Raw genomic sequence first — 16,615 nt, forward strand, 5'->3', positions numbered from 1 at the left:
CGGGTGTCCCGGGGAGGGTTCGGCGGCAGGCCGCCGGTGCGGCCTCAGCCGGTGTAGGCGCCGAGGGCCCGGGTGAAGTCCAGCGGCTGCTGGACGATGCTGCTGCAGGTGGCGTCGGCGAAGGCCTTGGCGCCGCCCTCGCAGGCCTTGTCCCGGGTCCCGGACCACATCGCCAGCCAGGCCAGGTGCTTGGTCTTGGCGAACTCGGCGAGCTGCTTCGCATCGGCGACCGTGAAGACCTCGGTGGCCACGTCGTTGACGCCGATCATCGGGGTGACCGCGACCTTGCGCCAGGCGGCGGCGTCGTCGACCCCGAGCACGCTCTTGACCTGGGCCTGGGTGGCGGTGGCCGCCGCGATGGCGTACTTGCCCATCTGGCCCTGCGGGTTCGGGGCGACGCCGTCGCCGAAGTCCATCGCCATGATGTTGACCGCCCCGATCGCGACACCGTTCCGCTTGGCGTCGGCGACCAGGTTCACGCCTTCCTGGGTCAGACCGGAGGGCAACGCGGGGAGGGTGAAGGAGACGTCCAGGGCCTTGCCCTTGGCCGCCGCGTTCCGCTGCAGGTCGGCGACGGCCTGGGCGCGCCGGGTGTTGGCCGCGGTGTCGGCGATCGCGCCGCCCTCGACGTCGAAGTCGACCTTGGTGAGGCCGAAGGCGTCGACGGTCTTCTGGTAGACGGCGGTGAGGTCGGCCGTGGAGGTGCAGGCGAGGGCCAGCTCGCTGCCGTTGGCGCCGCCGAACGAGACCCGGACGTCGCCGCCGATCGCCCGCAGCGCGCCGATCTGCGCGGCCACGGCGTCGGCGGAGAGGTCACTGACACCGCCCCACTTGGGGGTGCAGCCGCCGCCGGAGACCACGAAGGCGAGGTTGAACTGCTTCACACCGGTGGCCTTGGCCGTGGCGACCAGGTCGAACGGCGGGTAGAGCGAGGTGTCCACGTAGGGGGCGAAGCCGGCGCCGCCCACCGGGGCGGGGGTGGCGGTCGCGGTGGCGGTGGGCGTCGCGGTGGCGGTCGGCGTCGGCGCCGGGGTGGTGGGCCGGACGGTCGCGGTGGGGCTCGGCGAGGCGGTGGGGGGCTTCGCGGTGGCGGTGGCCGTGGGCGTCGCGGTCGGCTTGGAGGTGGGAGTGGCGGTGCCGGTCGTGGTCGGCGAGGCGGTGGGGGTGCCGGTCGGCCGCCCGGAGGGGGTGGGCGGGGTGCCGTCGCCGGCCTTGCAGGACACGTTGTTGATCAGGCAGTTGCCCGGCTCGGCCTGGGCGCCGCCGGAGCCCTGGGCGACGAAGCCGACCACGACGCTCTTGCCGGGCTCCAGGCGCTTGCTCCAGGACTCCGGCTTGACGGTGACGTGCCGGCCCTCGGCCGTGAAGGTGGCGTTCCAGAGCGAGTCGATCTTCGCCCCGGCCGGCAGGTCGAAGGAGAGCGTCCAGTCCTCGATCGCCCGGGCGTCCGGATTGGTGACCAGGTACTGGCCGGTGTAGCCGGAGTCCCAGGAGCTGGTGCGGCTGTAGACGGCGCCGAGGGAGGCGGCGCTGGCCGAGGAGGCGAGGACGACGACACCGCCGGCGACCAGCGCGGCGGCGACCGCCGAGGCGCCGAGGACGACGCCCTTGCGGCTGCGCCGGCGACGGGAACGGCGGTGGGGCTGAGTCGTCATGGGACGTACCTCCGTGGGGGGCTCCCCCGCCCGACGGGTGGCGGGAGGCGGCTGGCCGGACGGGGGCGCGGCCGCCGGGCGCGGGTCCGTGGACCCGTCGCGGGCGGTGCGACCCGGCTCGGTCGGGTGACCGGCGCGAACGACGCTAGCGCCGCCGAAGAGCCGGAACGGGGCTGCTGAGCGAGGGGTGAAGGTCTCTTAGGGCCCGCTTAAGGAAGAGGGGGACGCCGCACCGGCGGGAACCGCCGCGCCGCAGCACCGTCCCCGTTCGCCTCGGACCCGACCGCCCTGGGCTCAGGGGTTCGGCCGTTCAACGGCTCAGCGGTTCAACGGCTACTAGCGGTGGAAGAGCGCGTTGCGGTGACGCCGCCGGCTGCCCCGGGCGGGTGCGCCGTCGGGCCGGATCTGCAGCCGCAGCCTCAGCTCGGCGCCGCCGAGCACCGCCGAACGACCGAGTGCGAGGTCGCCGCCGGTGGACTCGGCGAGCTTGCGGACGATGTCCAGGCCGAGCCCGGTCGAGCCGTCGCCGCCGTGGCCCTGGCCCCGCTGCAGGGCGGACTCGGGATCGGTGAAACCGGGGCCGGCGTCGCCGACCAGGACGATGACCGAGCTCTCGGTGGCCAGCACGTCCACCGAGAAGGCGGTGCCGAGGGCGGTGTGCCGGAAGACGTTGCCGAGCACGGCGTCGACGGCGGCGGCCAGGTCGCCGCGCTGGACCGGCACCTGGGCCGGCCGGTCGGCGCCGGCCAGCTGCCAGCGGCGGCCCTCGTCCTCGGCGAGCGCGGACCAGAAGCCGACCCGTTCCCGGATCACCTCGGCGGCATCGCAGCCGACGGTGACGGCGGGTGCGTCCTCGGGCGCCCGGCGGGCCGAGCGGATGATCTGGTCGACCTCGCGCTCCAGTTGGGAGACGGCGTGCCGGGTGGCGTCGGCGGCGTCACCCTCGCCGAGCGAGGCCGCGTTGAGCCGCAGCACGGTGAGCGGGGTGCGCAGACGGTGCGACAGATCGGCCGCCAACTCGCGCTCTGCGGCCAACAGTTGGACGACTCGGTCGGCCATCGTGTTGAACGCGTGGCCGGCCTCGCGCAGTTCCTCGGGGCTGCCCGCACCCGTCCGGCCGTCCACCGGCACCCGAACGGTGAGGTTGCCGGCGCCCAGCGAGCGGGCGGCTGCGGCCAGCCGACGGGCGGAGGCGACGATCCGCGCGCCCATCCGGTCGGCGACCAGCACCGAAATGGCGACCAGGGCGAGGGCGACGGCCGAGAGCACCAGCCAGGCGGTGGCGACCCCCCGGGTGAGGTCGTCGTCGGCCACGTACACCTCGACCACGGCGGTGCGGCCGGTGTCGACGGCGACCGGCTGGAGCAGCGCGAAACCGCCGGGGACCTCGACGGTGAACGAGCGGCCCTGGCCGCCGGCGGTGGAGACGTCGGCGGACGCGGCGTGGGCCTCGCCGATGGTCGCGCCGCCGTCCGGTCCGACCATGGTTCCCCCCGGGACGGCCACCGCGGGGGCCGGTCCGGGCAGGTGGACGGCCATCCGCCGCTGGGCACCCGCGTCGGTGCTGGCCACCGCACGGGAGATGGCGTCCTGGTCGGTGGTGATGGCGAGGGCCGGGCCGAGCGCCGCCGCCTGCCGTTCGGCCGCCGTGAACGACCGGTCCCGGGCGGTCTGCTGGACCATCAGCCCGAGCGGGATGAGGAAGGCCAGCGCGACCATGGTGGTCCCGGCCACGGCGGCCTTGATCAGGGCCCAGCGCAGCGAGTGCCCGAACCGCCTCATGTCCGGCGCTCCGCGGGGTCCGGCCCCGGCCCGGTCGCCTCCGCTCCGGTCGCCCCCGGCCCGCCCGCCCCCGGCCCTGCCGGGTGGCCGGCCGCCTCCAGCCGGACCCCGACACCGCGCACGGTGTGCAGGTAGCGGGGGTTGGAGGCGGTCTCGCCGAGCTTGCGGCGCAGCCAGGAGAGGTGGACGTCGATGGTCTGGTCGCCGCCGTAGGTCTGACGCCACACCTCGGCCAGGATCTCCTTGCGCGGCACCACCACACCCGGCCGGGCGGCGAGGAAGGCCAGCAGGTCGAACTCACGCCGGGTCAGGTCGAGCGGTCGGCCGTCCAGGACGGCCTCGCGGCGCTGGAGGTCGATGGCGAGCCCGCCGACCCGGAGCACCTGGGCCACCGGGGCGGCGCCGCCGCCGAGCCGGCGCAGCACGGCGGCCATCCGGGCGCTCAGGTGCTCCCCGGAGAAGGGCTTCACCAGGTAGTCGTCGGCACCGTCGTTGAGCAGCCGGACGATCTCGGCCTCGTCGTCTCGGGCGGTGGAGATGATCACCGGCACGTTGGTGAGGCCGCGGATCATCTTCAGCGCCTCGCTGCCGTCCAGGTCGGGCAGCCCGAGGTCGAGGATCACCAGGTCGCAGCCGACCTGGGCGACCTCGCGCAGTGCCTCAAGTGCCGTGCCCACACTGCGGACCGCGTGACCGGTGTCGGCCAGGTGCCGGATGAGGGCGGATCGTACGAAGGGGTCGTCCTCGACCACGAGCACTGTTGCCATGGGCCTGCACGGTACGCCATCGGCGCGCGGTGGTCTGTACCTCGGGGGTCGGTCCGGGGCGGGCCGCCCGCCCGACCCGTCCGGTTCGCTGCGGCCCCGGCCGGTTTGTGCAAGTTCCCTGCAGAACCGCAGGGGTACCCACCTGCAACGGGCCGGAGTACGGCAGGATGTGCGGACGATGCGGAACGGACTGGTACAGCTCGGCGCCTGGGCGGCGGCCACCGGGGCGGCGGTGGCGCTGTCCTGGTTCGGCGTGCACACGGTGCTGACCGGTGCGGCGTTCGAGCGGCCGAGCGCGCTGCCGCTGCCCTCGGCGTCCGGTGGCACGCGGACCGCGCCGGACGAGGGCGGTCCCGGCACGCCGGCCCCGGCGCCCGCCCAATCCCGGACGCAGACCCAGGCCGGGCCGCCGTCGGCCCCGCCCGCCCCGCCGTCCGTCACCGCCACCGCCACCGCCTCGGCCACGTCTGCGCGCGCCGCGGCGCCGTCGGGTGCGCAGCCGTCCTCGCGCCGCCCGGCCCCGGCCGCCACCACGACGTCCTCGGTCCACAGCTACCCGGTCCAGGGCGGCCGCGTCGCGCTCGACCTCCGGCCCGACGGCGCCTCGCTGGTGTCCGCGGTGCCGGATCCGGGCTGGCAGATGCAGATCTGGAACGAGCCGCAATGGCTCCGGGTGGACTTCACCAAGGACGGCCAGGCCAACTCGGTCTTCGCCACCTGGAACGGTCACCCGCCCACGGTGGAGACGGTGGTCCGCTGACCTGCCGGCGTCCCGCGCGGACGGTGGCGGGCACCGGTGCGCACCGCCCTCACCATCGTTCGAAGGGCACGAACCCGGGCAGATAGGGGCCGCGGTAGCGGGACCGGTCGACCAGGGTGTGCCGGGTGCCGCCGGGCACCGCGATCGCGGCGAGCACGACCGTCCCGTAACGGTCCTCGGTCTCGTAGGGCTCGGCGAGCGCGCGGGCACCGCGGTCCACGGCGTAGTCGAAGGCGTAGTGGACGTCCGGCACGGTGACCGCGAGGTCCAGCACGCCGTCGCCGTGCCGGGCGAGGTGCCGGGCGAGCTCCCGGCCGCGCGACCCGATCACCTGGACCAACGAGGTGATGACGAAGCGGGTGCCCGGCGCGTCCAGCACGTACGAGACGGTCTCCGGCTCGCCGGTCTCGGGTCCGGCGTAGGCGGTACAGCGCAGGCCGAGCGCCCCCGCGTAGCGGCGCGCCGCCCGCTCGGCGTCGCCGACCGCGAAGACCACCGCGTCGGCGCGCCCCATCGGCAGGAGGTCGGGCTCCCGGCCCGCGGTGCTCAGCACGGGTTCGGCGGCGGTGTCGGTCATGACGGCCTCCCGGTAGGCGTACGGACCACGTGTGCCCCGGGCGCCGGTGCGGGGCCGGGCGCACAGGGGCGTGGCTGGAGGGTGGCGCCGAGCCGACCGCCGCGCAACTGTTCCGTTTCCTCCTGGTCAAGGTGTGCGCCGGGGCGGGAGAATCGGACCCACCGCTGTACAGAATGCCCACCGGAGGACGGAGTCCGCGATGCCCCCCGCCCACTCCCCGATCAGCCCCGACTCCCTTGAGGGGCAAGGGCCTTCCGCGCCCACGGGCGGCACCAACGACGCGATCGACGCGCTGGACGGCCGGCTGATCCGGCTGCTCGCCGAGGAGCCGCGGATCGGGGTGCTGGAGTGCTCGCGCCGGCTCCAGGTGGCCCGGGGCACGGTGCAGGCGCGGCTGGACCGGCTCCAGGCCAAGGGCGTGATCGGCGGCTTCGGGCCGGAGGTGGACCCGGCCGCGCTGGGCTACCCGGTGACGGCCTTCGCCACCCTGGAGATCTCCCAGGGTCAGGGGGCGGACGTGCGGGCGCACCTGGCGGCGGTACCGGAGGTGCTGGAACTGCACACGATCACCGGGCGCGGGGACATGATGGTGCGGATCGTCGCCCGGTCCAACGCCGATCTGCAGCGGGTGATCGACCGCGTGGTGGGCTTCGACGGGATCGTCCGGTCCTCGACCGCGATCGCGCTGGAGAACCCGGTGCCCTACCGGATCCTGCCGCTGGTGGACCAGGCCGCCGCGGAGTAGCCGCGCCGGGCGGACGGAGCCTTCTCGGAGTAGCCGCGCCGGGCGGACGGGGCCCGCCCGGCCCCCGCTCAGCAGCCGGGGACGGCCCCGCCGCTGCGCAGCGCGTCCAGCGCGGAGACCGCCTCGCCCAGCGTGCCCACCGGCACCAGTCGCAGCCCGGCGGGCGTGTTCACCTTGGCGTCCGCGCACTCGTCCTTCGGCAGCAGGAACACCGTCGCGCCGTCCCGGGCCGCCGCCTGGGTCTTCAGCGGCACGCCGCCCACCGCGCCGACCACGCCCTGGTCGTCGATGGTGCCGGTGCCCGCGACCTTCAGCCCCCCGGTGAGGTCGCCGCCCTTGCCGTCGCCGGCCAGCTTGTCGACGATGCCCAGCGCGAGCATCTGGCCGGCGCTCGGCCCGCCGATGTCGCCGAGGTCGACCTTCACCTTCACCTGGTCCGGCGAGAGGTGGAGGTAGGAGAGCGCGGCCGTGGTGGCGCTGTCCTGCGACTCGACCATCTGCTGGGCGGTCACCTCCTCCGCCTTGGCCGGGTCGCCCTGCGGGTAGACGGTCTCGGTCGGCCGGATCGCCTCGTCCTGGTCGAACCAGGCCCGCAGCGAACGCCAGAAGGTGGTCTCCTCCCCCGGGTTGGTCGCCGAGATGGTGACCATCCGCAGCTCGCCCGAGGGGGTCCGCACCGGGGCACCGGTGATGGTGAGCACCGGCTTGCCCTGGTAGCTGCCGAGGGTGTCCGCGGTCACGCCCGGCCAGGTCAGCGTGTAGGGCAGCGGGACGAAGCCGGCCACGGCGAACAGCGCGGTGATCAGCGCCCCGCACAGCGCCAGCGCGCGGGTCCGGGGAGCGGTCAGGGCCGGGGGCAGCTTGGTGTCGGACACAGGGGAAATCCAAACACACCCGGGCCGGTGCCCGGCACTACCGCAGGGCGTCGGCGACCTCGGTGGCGGCCTCCACCACCCTGGGGCCGACCCGTTCCGGGACGAGACCGTTCAGCATCACCACACCGACGCTGCCCTCGATCCCGCTCAGCCCGATCAGCGCCGCGGCGGCGCCGCACGCCCCGGACTGCTCCTCCGCGCGGGTGATGACGAAGCCCTGCTCCGGACGGCGCTGGCTCGGGAAGCCGCGCGCCTCCAGGATCGCCCGCCCGGCGGCGCTCTCCCCCAGCGGGTGGCGCAGCCCGGTCCGGTACGCGACGTGGAAGTCGGTCCAGCTGGGCTCGACCACGGCGACGGCCAGCGCCTCGCTGCCGTCCACCAGGGTGAGGTGGGCGGTGGCACCGAGGTCCTCGGCCAGGCTGCGCAGTGCCGGCAACGCGGCCTCGCGCAGCAGCGGGTGCACCCGGTGGGCCAGCCGCAGCACGCCGAGGCCGACCCGGGCCCGGCCGCCGATGTCGCGGCGGACCAGCCCGTGCTGTTCCAGGGTGGCCAGCAGCCGGTACACGACGGTCCGGTTCACGGCCAGCCGGGCCGCGAGCTCCGTCACCGTGAGCCCGCGCTCGGAGTCGGCGAGGAGTTTGAGGACCCGGACGCCACGGTCCAGGGTCTGGGAGGTCTCTGCAGTCACGACGCGCATTCCTTTCCGCGGCGGAGGTCGCCGGAGCGGCGGCGCCGGTCCGGGACTCGGGTGTCGCGCGCAGGTGGGGTGGCCGCGCTCGGGCCGCGGTGTGTCGTCCTTGACGCCCTGGCGGTCCTGCGGAGCCCGTCTCGCGGGGGGTGTCCCGGCGGGAGAGCGTGTGGGAAAGGTAGTGAAGGAATTCTCGCTGGGGAAGTGGTTGTCCAAAATTCGGTCAAGATCAATTACCTTGCGGCCACCAAATGCGGGCAAAGGCAGACAATCCACGAGCCGGGTGGGGGCGCCAGTTCGAACACAGTCCGCTGTCCGGACACCGGGTCGGAGGGGGGCGCCCGCAGATCCCGGAGGGGGGCGGGACGGCGGAGGCCCGGGCGCCGGGGCTCAGAGCGCCAGGTTCCGCAGGACCGTCCAGGCCACCGCGGTGCCGAGCACGGCGGCGATGCCGCCCCGCCCCAGCACGGGCCGCCAGCTGCGGCCGGCCAGGCCGTGCCGCAGCCAGGTGAGGTAGAGCAGCGCGACCAGGGGCAGCGCGAGCAGCAGTGCCGCGTTGTCGTGCCAGGCCGCCGCGAGGTCGCCGTGCAGCAGGTCGTACGCCAGCCGGGTGCCGCCGCAGCCGGGGCACTGCAGGCCGGTCACCTTCCGCCAGGGGCAGAACGGCAGTGCCTGCCCCGGCAGGTGCGGGTTCCGCGACCACAGGTACGCGGCGCCGGCCAGCCCTCCGGCGGCCACCGCCAGGGGCGGCAGGGCCGTGCGCACCCGGGCGGGAACGGCGAAGCCGCCCCGGCCGTCGTGGCCGGGGCGGCGCGCCGCGCGTGGTGGGCGCAAGGTCAGCCGCGCAGCAGACGGCCCTGGGCGTCCGTGCGGTCGTTGCTGACGAGGAACATGATGCCGTCGATCAGGGCCCAGAAGCCCAGACCGCCGCAGGTCAGCAGCTGGGCGATGCCCATGCCGATGTGGCCGGTGTAGAAGCGGCCGACACCGAACCCGCCCAGGAAGAGCTGCAGGATGCCCGCGACGATCTTGGACTTGTCGGACAGCTCGGGCTGCGGGGCGGCATAGGGCGGGTACGACACGTTCGGTGTGCTCCTTGTGACGACATGTCCGAGGGCGCGACGAAGGTGGTCGCGTCCTCGAGGGGTGAGGTGCCGGCCGTGCTCACCGGGGCCGCGACAGCCGCCCGGACCGGGCGGAGCGCAGCTTTGACGGCCCGGAGGCGGCGCGGCACGCGGAACACTAGCGGATGATCAGCCCGGATGTCTCCACGATTCCTTCGCGTATACCTGAATGTCATATGACCTTCGGATACCACGGGATTACCCGAAGGGCCGTCACTTCGCCCATTCGCGGATTCGGGCGATCCGCGCCTTCAACTGGTTGGCGGTGGCCTGCGCGGTGAGCGGACCTCCGCACTGACGGCGCAGCTCGTTGTGGATGGTGCCGTGCGGCTGGCTGGTGCGGTGGTGCCAGGCCGCCACCAGGGCGTTCAACTCCTTGCGCAGCTCGCGGAGTTCCTGATGGGTCACGACCGGCCGCTGCTCGGCCGGAAGCTCCAGCAGGTCGGCCTCCTCGGCCGGCTTGCCCTTGCTGCGCTGGATCTGCCGGTGCTGGCGCTTCTGCAGCAGCATCTGCACCTGGTCCGGCTCCAGCAGGCCCGGGATGCCGAGGTAGTCCTCCTCCTCCTCGCTGCCCGGGTGCGCCTGCATGCCGAACTCCATGGCGTTGTACAGCACCCGGTCGAAGACCGCGTCGGAGCCGATCGCCTCGTAGGAGAACTCCTCGCCGCCGGCGCCGTCCGGCCCGTCATTGGCCCGCTCGGCCTCGGCGAGCAGCCGGTCCTCCTCGTCGAAGAGGCCCTCGCCCTCCTTCTTCGGCCGGTCCAGCACGTGGTCGCGCTGGAGCTCCATCTCGTTGGCGAAGCCCAGCAGCATCGGGATGGTCGGCAGGAAGACGGAGGCCGTCTCGCCGCGCTTGCGGGCGCGCACGAAGCGCCCGACGGCCTGGGCGAAGAACAGCGGGGTGGAGATCGAGGTGGCGTACACCCCGACGCAGAGCCGGGGCACGTCGACGCCCTCCGACACCATCCGGACCGCGACCATCCAGCGGGACGTCCCCGCCGCGTAGTCGGAGATCCGCTTGGACGCCTCGGCCTCGTCGGAGAGGACCAGGGTGACCTTCTCGCCGCTGATCTCGCGCAGCATCTTGGCGTACGCGCGGGCCACGGTCTGGTCGGTGGCGATCACCAGGCCGCCGGCGTCCGGGATGGCCTTGCGGACCTCGGTCAGCCGGCGGTCGGCGGCCTGCAGCACGCTCGGGATCCACTCGCCCTGCGGGGCCAGTGCGGTGCGCCAGGCCTGGGCGATCAGGTCCTTGGTCATCGGCTCGCCGAGCCGCGCCTCCAGCTCGTCGCCGGACTTGGTCCGCCAGCGCATGTTCCCGCTGTAGGAGAGGAAGATCACCGGGCGGACGACGTGGTCGGCCAGCGCGTGCCCGTAGCCGTAGGTGTAGTCGGCCACCGACTTGCGGATGCCGTCGCTGCCCGCCTCGTACTGGACGAACGGGATCGGGTTGGTGTCCGAACGGAACGGCGTACCCGTCAGCGCCAGCCGCCGGGCGGCCGGCTCGAAGGCCTCGAAGCAGGCCTCGCCCCAGGACTTGGAGTCACCGGCGTGGTGGATCTCGTCCATGATGACCAGCGTCTTGCGCGCCTCGGTCCGGTTGCGGTGCAGCATCGGGTTCACGCCGACGCCCGCGTAGGTGACCACGATGCCGTGGTACTCCCGGGAGAGCGGCCCGGAGGAGTAGGCCGGGTCCAGCTTGATGCCTATCCGGGCGGCGGCCTCGGCCCACTGCTTCTTCAGGTGCTCCGTCGGCGCGACCACGGTGACCTGCTGCACCAGGTGGTTGTGCAGCAGGTACGAGGCCAGCGTCAGCGCGAAGGTGGTCTTACCGGCGCCCGGGGTCGCGACGGCGAGGAAGTCGCGCGGCTGGTTCTCGATGTACTTGTCCAGCGCCCCCTGCTGCCAGGCCCGGAGCTTGCCGGCGGTGCCCCAGGGGGCGCGGCCGGGGAAGGCCGGCGAGAGGTGGTGCGAGGAGGCCGGCGCGGCCGGGGCCCCGGCCCGGACGGGCGCGTGCGGCTCCGGCACGTCGGAGAAGAGCGGCATCGAGGAGGCGGCGGCAGTACTCACGGTCTCCGAGGGGGATCGTCGCAGGTCAGAGGCGGAATTGCGGCCCCGGACCGCGGTCGGGCGGCAATCGGGCAACCCGCCCAGCGTACCGGCCCGACGCCGATCGGGCGGCCAGGCTCGGCCCGCGCGGGCCCGGCCGCCGCGCATACGGCGGCCGGAAACCGATGTGACGTGGATCACGTCGATCGGCCCGGGAAACCGGGGTAAGAGCGTGCTCTCGCACGACTCTCACCAGGGTGAGGCCGCCCCACCCGCCACAGCCGTCGCCGAGGCCTCGCCGCACCGAGAAGGGAACCGCCGTGCACACCCCCACCGTCGACGAGACCGTCCAGGCCCGCCTGATCCTCTCCACCCACCGCTCCGCCCGGCTGCGGGTCACGCTGTCCTACCGCCCGGACGACCCGCTCGCCGTCCGGATGGCGTTTCCGGCCGAGTTCTCGCTGGACGAGCCGGGCCACGAGCCGGGCCACGGGGCCGGCGACGGGCGGGGCGAAGCGCTCTGCGACGGTCCCGGCGACGGGCCGGACCCGGACGGCGGCCGGGACATCGTCTGGGTCTTCGCCCGCCACCTCCTGGCGGCCGGCCTGGAGCTGCCCGCCGGCCTCGGCGACGTCCACATCCGGCCCGCGACCGGCCGGCGCACCATGGTCGAGCTGCGGGCGCCCGAGGGCACCGCGCTGATCCAGTTCGACAGCACGGACCTGCGGCGCTTCCTCTGGCGCAGCCGGGTGGTCGTCCCCGACGGCGAGGAGCACCTGTTCCTGGATCCCGACCGGGCGCTGGCCGAGCTGCTCGGCTGAGCGGCACCGGGGCCCGCGGCCGGGACGGGGCTCAGGACGAGAGCCGGCGCATCAGCCGGACCCCCTGCGCCGCCGTCAGGTGCGGCAGGTACGCCTTGCCGATCGCCCGGGTGATGCTGGGCAGCGCGGCGGGGTCCGGGTACGCCATGTACAGCGGCCGGTACTCCGGCTGGAACTTCGCCTTGAACGCCAGCAGCGAGCGGAACCCGTACACCGGCTCCAGCACCCGACCCATCCAGTCGAGCATCCGCTGGAGCCCGGTGGGCGCGGTGTCCTGCGCGGAGCGGGCCAGCGGCGCACCGGAGAGGGAGAGGAAGCGCGCGCCCTCCTCCTTGAATCCCAGGGCGGCCGAGGCGATCAGGAACTCCGTCACCCCGCGGAAGCCGTCCGAGCGCCGGCGCATGAAGTCCAGCGTCCAGCCGACCGGCGCACCGTTCTCGTAGACCGGCATCCAGCTGGTCAGCCCGTGCACGGTGCCCTCGGCGTCGACCGCGACCAGCAGCCGGACGTCCGGGTCGTCCAGCTCCTCCAGCCCGCCGAGGGTGAAGCCCATCTCGGGCAGGCCCTTCTCGGAGACCCACTCCTCGGAGATGGAGCGGATCTGGTCCCGCAGCGCGAGCGGCGCGTCGCGGTAGGCCCACCACTCGGCGGTGATGCCCTGCTTGCCGGCCTTGTTGAGCGCGGTGCGGATGTCCTGCCACTTGCGGCCGGTGAAGGCCAGCTGCGGCAGGGCGACCACGGTGTCCTCGGCGACCTGCAGCGAACGCCAGCCGAGCGCCCCGGCGGCGGCCCGGGTCTCCGGGGTGACGCTGTAGAAGCACGGCGTCCAGCCGCGGGCGTCGCAGTACCGGGCGAAGCCGGCCACGGCGCGGCGGCGGGCCTCCGGCTCGCCGAACGGGTCGCCGGTGGTCAGCGCCACGGTGGAGAGCACCCGGTAGGCGACGGCGGCCCGGCCCTCCTCGTCGAACCAGTAGTGGTTCCCGTCCCAGGTGGAGATGAACGAGAGGGTGCCGCCGCCGTGCGCGGTGAGCAGCGCCCGGGCCCGGGCGGCGTCCGCGGCGTCGGTGTGCACCACCGGGCGGCGGAAGGCCACCAGGAGCGCGGCCAGCGCCACCGCCCAGAAGGCGAGCCCGCAGTTGGCCTCCAACAGCCGGGCGAACGGGCCGACGGCGATCGGGTAGTCGGGCAGCAGGTCGTTGTAGGCGGGTGGCAGGAACTGTGCGGGCAGGCCGGCGACCAGCCCGCGGAGGGACGCGGACGGCTCGAACTGTCCGGCCGCGGCCGCGCCGAGGCCAGCGTACGCGGCGGAGGCGATCAGCAGCGACCCGCCGAGCACCGCGCCGAGCCGGGCCAGTACGACGCCGGGCAGTCGCAGGCCGAACCGTTGCCGGGTGGCCAGCAGCAGGGTGGTGGTGAGCAGCGGCAGCAGCAGCGCCTCGACGAAGTACTGCAGCACGCCCCCGCCGGTGGTGCCGGTCTCGGTGAACAGCCAGACCAGCAGCGCGATCCAGAGCAGCTCGGTGGCGACGGTGATCCGCCAGGCCAGCCGCAGCCCGCGGCGCAGGCCCTCGGCGAGGACGAGCAGCAGCGCCGGGAAGAGCGCGGCCATCAGCCGGCCCGGGCTGTCGAAGATCCGCTCGACCGCGTGCGCGCGGGCGCAGTCGTGCGCGGAGAGCGCGCAGAACTCGGCGATCTCGTCCGGGGTGAGCCGGTGCGAGAAGTACAGCTCGGAGAAGGTGTTGAACGGCCCGCTGGCGTTGTCGTAGAGCGAGGCGATCAGCGGCCCGAGGGCGGCCGCCACCAGGCAGAGCGCGACCAGCACCCGGGTTTCGGTGTGCGAGGAGCGCAGCGGGCTGCGCTGGCCCCGCCCTCGGGCGAGCAGGGCGCCGGCGCCGAGGCCGAGCAGCACGCCGGCGAACCGCTGGACGCTCTGCAGGTGGCCGACGTAGAGGGTCGTCACCAGCGGCACCAGCACCACCAGCAGGTGCAGCCGGCGCCGCCAGAGCACGGTGAGCCGGAAGCCGAGCACCCCGGCCAGTGCGAACAGGCCGGTGACCGGGCCGCACCCGGTCTGGTCGGCGACGGCGGCGGTCCACTGCTCGCCGGCCCGCGCGCCGACCCCGACCAGCCCGGTGCCGAGCAGGGTGCCGAGCAGCTGCCCGCCGACCAGCACGGCGAGCGTGCGGGCCCGGCCGAGCCGGCTCTCGGCGACCGGGCCGACCAGGAGCAGCAGCAGGCTGGTGAAGACGTAGGAGCCGGCGCCGGAGCACCAGATCAGCGAGGTGAACGGCGTCCACCAGCGGCCCTCGGCGAGGGTGGGCAGGCCGACGCCGATCCGGGCCAGCAGCTCCCCGGAGGGGCCGTGGGCGAGGGCGCCGGTGGCTCCGCCGACGGTCCACAGGACGCCGAGCAGGGTGAGGGTGAGCGGCGCCGCGCGCAGCCGGCCGGCGACCCGGCCCGCCAGCCGGGCGGCGTGGCTCCTCCCGGGCCGCGGGGTGGGCTGCGGGGTGGGCTGCGGGGAGGGCTGCGGGGAGGGTGGCGGGGCGGACCGCGGGCCGGGCTGCGCCGGGACGGAGGGCGTGCGCCGCTGCGCGGAGGCCAGCGGCGCCGTGCCGAGCTGGATCACCGGACCAGCCCCATCCGCTTGGCCAGCCAGGGCAGGTTCTGCTCGAAGGCCCCCCGGAAGACCGACCAGCTGTGCCCGCCGGGCAGGGTCTGGTAGTCGACCGCCATCCCGGCCTGCTTGGCGGCGTCGAAGGCCTTCTCCTGCTGGGGGCGGAAGTCCGGGTCGTTGGCGCCGACGACGAAGACACCGGCGGTGTCCGGGAACGACCGGGCGGCCATCAGGTGCAGCGGGTCGACGGCCGCGAAGGCCGCCTCGTCGCCGCCGAAGGCCTTGGCGACCGTCTCGGAGTGGCTGCCGAGCGTGGGCTCGGACTGGCCGGAGATGTCCAGGAAGGTGCCGTACACCTGGGGCGCGTTGACGGCCAGCTGGAGCGAGCAGGTGCCGCCGAGGGAGAGCCCGCCGACGGCCGTCGAGGTGCGGCCGGTGGCGGTCTGGAGGCGGCTGTGGATCCAGTCCGGGACGTCCTCGGCGAGGTAGGTGTGGGCCTTGGCGATCCGGGAGTCCAGGCAGAGCGTGTTGGTCCAGGAGTCCCCGGTCGGGTCGGCGACCACCACGATCGGGGCCAGGCCGTGGTGCTCGGCGGCGAAGGCGTCCAGGGTGTCCTGGATGGCGCCGGAGGTGATCCAGTCGGACGGGGCTCCGGGCTGGCCTGGCAGCAGGACCAGGACGGGCAGCAGCGGCCGGGGGCTCGCCTGGTAGGCCGGCGGGAGGTAGACGTAGGCGTCGCGGGTCTGGAAGCCGGACTTGGTGCCGGGTATTCGGGTGCTGGAGACGGTGCCCTTGGCGGGGAGGCCGGGCGGGGCCTGCCAGACGTCGGCCAGCGCCCGGTCGGGCGGCGTGGTGACGGTGTCGGAGGCGTGGCCGGAGGTCAGCGCCTGGGTCTTCGGCGCGAGCATCGTCCGGGCGGTCGGGTACTGGTCGAAGCCGCGGTTGACCTGGGAGGCCGCCGCCAGCACCACCAGGGCGGCGCCGCCGGCGGCGTAGAGCCGGTGACGGCGGGAGAGCAGCGGCGCGCGGAAGAGCGCCAGGGAGATCCCGAACAGGGCGAGCGCGATCCACCCGATGACGTAGTCGGGCAGGCCCTCGGGGAACGGGTGCCACCAGCCGTCGACGACGGCCTCGACCAGGCCGGTGAGTGCGCCGCCGAGCAGCACCGCCCCGACCGGGCGCAGGCTCAGCCAGCGCCGGTCGCGGGAGAGGGCGAGCGCGGCGACCGAGATCCAGCCGGCCGCGAGGACGGCGTACGGGATCGGGCCGTGGGTGAGCGGCCAGTCGATCGGGTTCCAGTGGAGGGCGAGCTCGGTGGTGGTCATACGTTCTTCCCCGGCCGGGTGGTGTCGGCCAGGAAGCCGTAGGCCACCACGTTCCCCTGGTAGCCGTGTTCCTCGCTGTACCCGCCGCCGCAGGTGATCACCCGGAGCTGGGCGTCGGCGGCCTGGCGGTACACCCGGTCGTCCGGGAAGTCCTTTCGGTCGTGCACTTCGATGGCGTAGAGCTGGTAGACGGCGGTGGCACCGTCCTCGCGGACGATCTCGATCCGGTCGCCGCGGTGCAGCGCCCCAAGATGGTAGAAGACGGCGGGACCGCTGCGGTTGTCCACGTGGCCCGCGATGATCGCGGTGCCGCGCTGGCCGGGGGCGGCGCCCCCGCGGTACCAGCCGGCCAGGTTGCGGTCGTCCTCCGGCGGCGCCTGCAGCCGGCCCTCCCCGTCCAGCCCGAGGGCGGTGACGGGGGCGTCGAGCCGGACGGACGGGATCCGGATCCGGGTCGGCGCCGAGGGCCCGAGCGGGGGGACGACGGAGACCGGGGCGAAGCCCGAGAGCGCCTGCCCCGCTGCCGGGGCCGGCGGCAGGGCGAGCCGGCCGCCGTCGTGCAGCAGCCAGGCGCCGAGCACGAACGCGGCGCCGACCGCCAGGGTGCCCGGCCAGGGGCTCCTGCTCTGTTGGGCGCCCACCCGGCGCTCCCCTCTGCCGACGTCTTGACCGTTCCTGGGAGTTTCCTGGGAACAATTCAACCGGACCGGACTTTATGACACATCCATACGATGGTCGTACCGGCACCCGCCGATCGGCAGGGTCGCGGATCCCGGGCCTGCTCCGACCAGGACGGCGATCACCCGGAGGGAGCAGTGACCGCCGCGGGCACG

15 protein-coding genes are annotated in these 16,615 nt (G+C 74.5%); 3 read left to right on the forward strand and 12 right to left on the reverse strand.

From position 1 onward, the window contains the following. Positions 1 to 44: 44 nt before the first annotated feature. The 3 genes from MCM47_RS18725 to MCM47_RS18735 form a co-directional block, all read right to left on the reverse strand. Positions 45 to 1,655, reverse strand: coding sequence for a cellulose binding domain-containing protein (locus MCM47_RS18725; protein ID WP_238862797.1), 1,611 nt, complete (start codon positions 1,653 to 1,655; stop codon positions 45 to 47). Positions 1,656 to 1,991: 336 nt separating this feature from the next. Further along, complete coding sequence (locus tag MCM47_RS18730; protein WP_238863026.1) at positions 1,992 to 3,416, reverse strand: HAMP domain-containing sensor histidine kinase; 1,425 nt, start codon at positions 3,414 to 3,416, stop codon at positions 1,992 to 1,994. 17 nt (positions 3,417 to 3,433) lie between these two features. Beyond that, complete coding sequence (locus MCM47_RS18735; protein ID WP_238862798.1) at positions 3,434 to 4,204, reverse strand: response regulator transcription factor; 771 nt, start codon at positions 4,202 to 4,204, stop codon at positions 3,434 to 3,436. A 178-nt stretch (positions 4,205 to 4,382) separates the two neighbouring features. Here MCM47_RS18735 and MCM47_RS18740 point away from each other — a divergent pair, with 178 nt between their 5' ends. Beyond that, the gene (locus tag MCM47_RS18740) at positions 4,383 to 4,964 is read left to right on the forward strand and encodes a hypothetical protein (protein WP_238862799.1); all 582 of its coding nucleotides are present in this window, start codon (positions 4,383 to 4,385) and stop codon (positions 4,962 to 4,964) included. A 49-nt stretch (positions 4,965 to 5,013) separates the two neighbouring features. On the opposite strand, the gene MCM47_RS18745 is transcribed toward MCM47_RS18740, so the two are convergent. After that, a complete protein-coding gene (locus MCM47_RS18745) occupies positions 5,014 to 5,541 on the reverse strand; it encodes a VOC family protein (RefSeq protein ID WP_238862800.1) in 528 nt (175 codons plus the stop codon). Between the two features lie 199 nt (positions 5,542 to 5,740). On the opposite strand from MCM47_RS18745, the gene MCM47_RS18750 reads away from it, so the two are divergent. Continuing rightward, positions 5,741 to 6,286 (forward strand): Lrp/AsnC family transcriptional regulator, encoded by a 546-nt coding sequence (locus MCM47_RS18750; protein ID WP_238862801.1) that lies wholly within the window; start codon positions 5,741 to 5,743, stop codon positions 6,284 to 6,286. Positions 6,287 to 6,354: 68 nt separating this feature from the next. Here the strand turns inward: MCM47_RS18750 and MCM47_RS18755 are convergent, their stop codons facing one another. The 5 genes from MCM47_RS18755 to MCM47_RS18775 all read right to left on the reverse strand — a co-directional run bounded on the left by MCM47_RS18755 (position 6,355) and on the right by MCM47_RS18775 (position 11,019). Further along, positions 6,355 to 7,161, reverse strand: a complete 807-nt coding sequence (locus tag MCM47_RS18755; RefSeq protein WP_238862802.1) for a S16 family serine protease — start codon at positions 7,159 to 7,161, stop codon at positions 6,355 to 6,357. Positions 7,162 to 7,198: 37 nt separating this feature from the next. Continuing rightward, a complete protein-coding gene (locus tag MCM47_RS18760; protein ID WP_238862803.1) occupies positions 7,199 to 7,849 on the reverse strand; it encodes an IclR family transcriptional regulator in 651 nt (216 codons plus the stop codon). A 390-nt stretch (positions 7,850 to 8,239) separates the two neighbouring features. After that, the gene (locus MCM47_RS18765) at positions 8,240 to 8,683 is read right to left on the reverse strand and encodes a DUF2752 domain-containing protein (protein WP_238862804.1); all 444 of its coding nucleotides are present in this window, start codon (positions 8,681 to 8,683) and stop codon (positions 8,240 to 8,242) included. A gap of 2 nt (positions 8,684 to 8,685) precedes the next feature. Beyond that, on the reverse strand, positions 8,686 to 8,931 hold the full coding sequence (locus tag MCM47_RS18770) for a TM2 domain-containing protein (RefSeq protein WP_238862805.1): 246 nt from the start codon (positions 8,929 to 8,931) through the stop codon (positions 8,686 to 8,688). A gap of 255 nt (positions 8,932 to 9,186) precedes the next feature. Next, positions 9,187 to 11,019, reverse strand: a complete 1,833-nt coding sequence (locus tag MCM47_RS18775; RefSeq protein WP_238863027.1) for a DEAD/DEAH box helicase — start codon at positions 11,017 to 11,019, stop codon at positions 9,187 to 9,189. A 323-nt stretch (positions 11,020 to 11,342) separates the two neighbouring features. On the opposite strand from MCM47_RS18775, the gene MCM47_RS18780 reads away from it, so the two are divergent. Continuing rightward, on the forward strand, positions 11,343 to 11,843 hold the full coding sequence (locus tag MCM47_RS18780; protein ID WP_238862806.1) for an SsgA family sporulation/cell division regulator: 501 nt from the start codon (positions 11,343 to 11,345) through the stop codon (positions 11,841 to 11,843). 31 nt (positions 11,844 to 11,874) lie between these two features. Here the strand turns inward: MCM47_RS18780 and MCM47_RS43305 are convergent, their stop codons facing one another. From MCM47_RS43305 to MCM47_RS18795, 3 genes are read right to left on the reverse strand one after another with little or no spacing between them, the layout of a single operon-like run. Beyond that, complete coding sequence (locus MCM47_RS43305) at positions 11,875 to 14,469, reverse strand: bifunctional lysylphosphatidylglycerol flippase/synthetase MprF (RefSeq protein WP_238862807.1); 2,595 nt, start codon at positions 14,467 to 14,469, stop codon at positions 11,875 to 11,877. Then, positions 14,466 to 15,782 carry an alpha/beta hydrolase family protein gene (locus tag MCM47_RS18790; protein ID WP_238862808.1) on the reverse strand — a complete coding sequence of 439 codons (1,317 nt, stop codon included), beginning with the start codon at positions 15,780 to 15,782 and terminating at the stop codon, positions 14,466 to 14,468. The genes MCM47_RS43305 and MCM47_RS18790 overlap by 4 nt, the downstream gene beginning before the upstream one ends. Further along, positions 15,779 to 16,423 (reverse strand): class F sortase, encoded by a 645-nt coding sequence (locus tag MCM47_RS18795; protein WP_238862809.1) that lies wholly within the window; start codon positions 16,421 to 16,423, stop codon positions 15,779 to 15,781. Before MCM47_RS18795 ends, MCM47_RS18790 begins: the two co-directional genes overlap by 4 nt. Between the last annotated feature and the right edge of the window lie 192 nt (positions 16,424 to 16,615).

Origin of the sequence: Kitasatospora sp. A2-31, from assembly GCF_022288725.1 — a bacterium.
In the GTDB taxonomy this organism is placed as follows: Bacteria; Actinomycetota; Actinomycetes; order Streptomycetales; family Streptomycetaceae; genus Kitasatospora.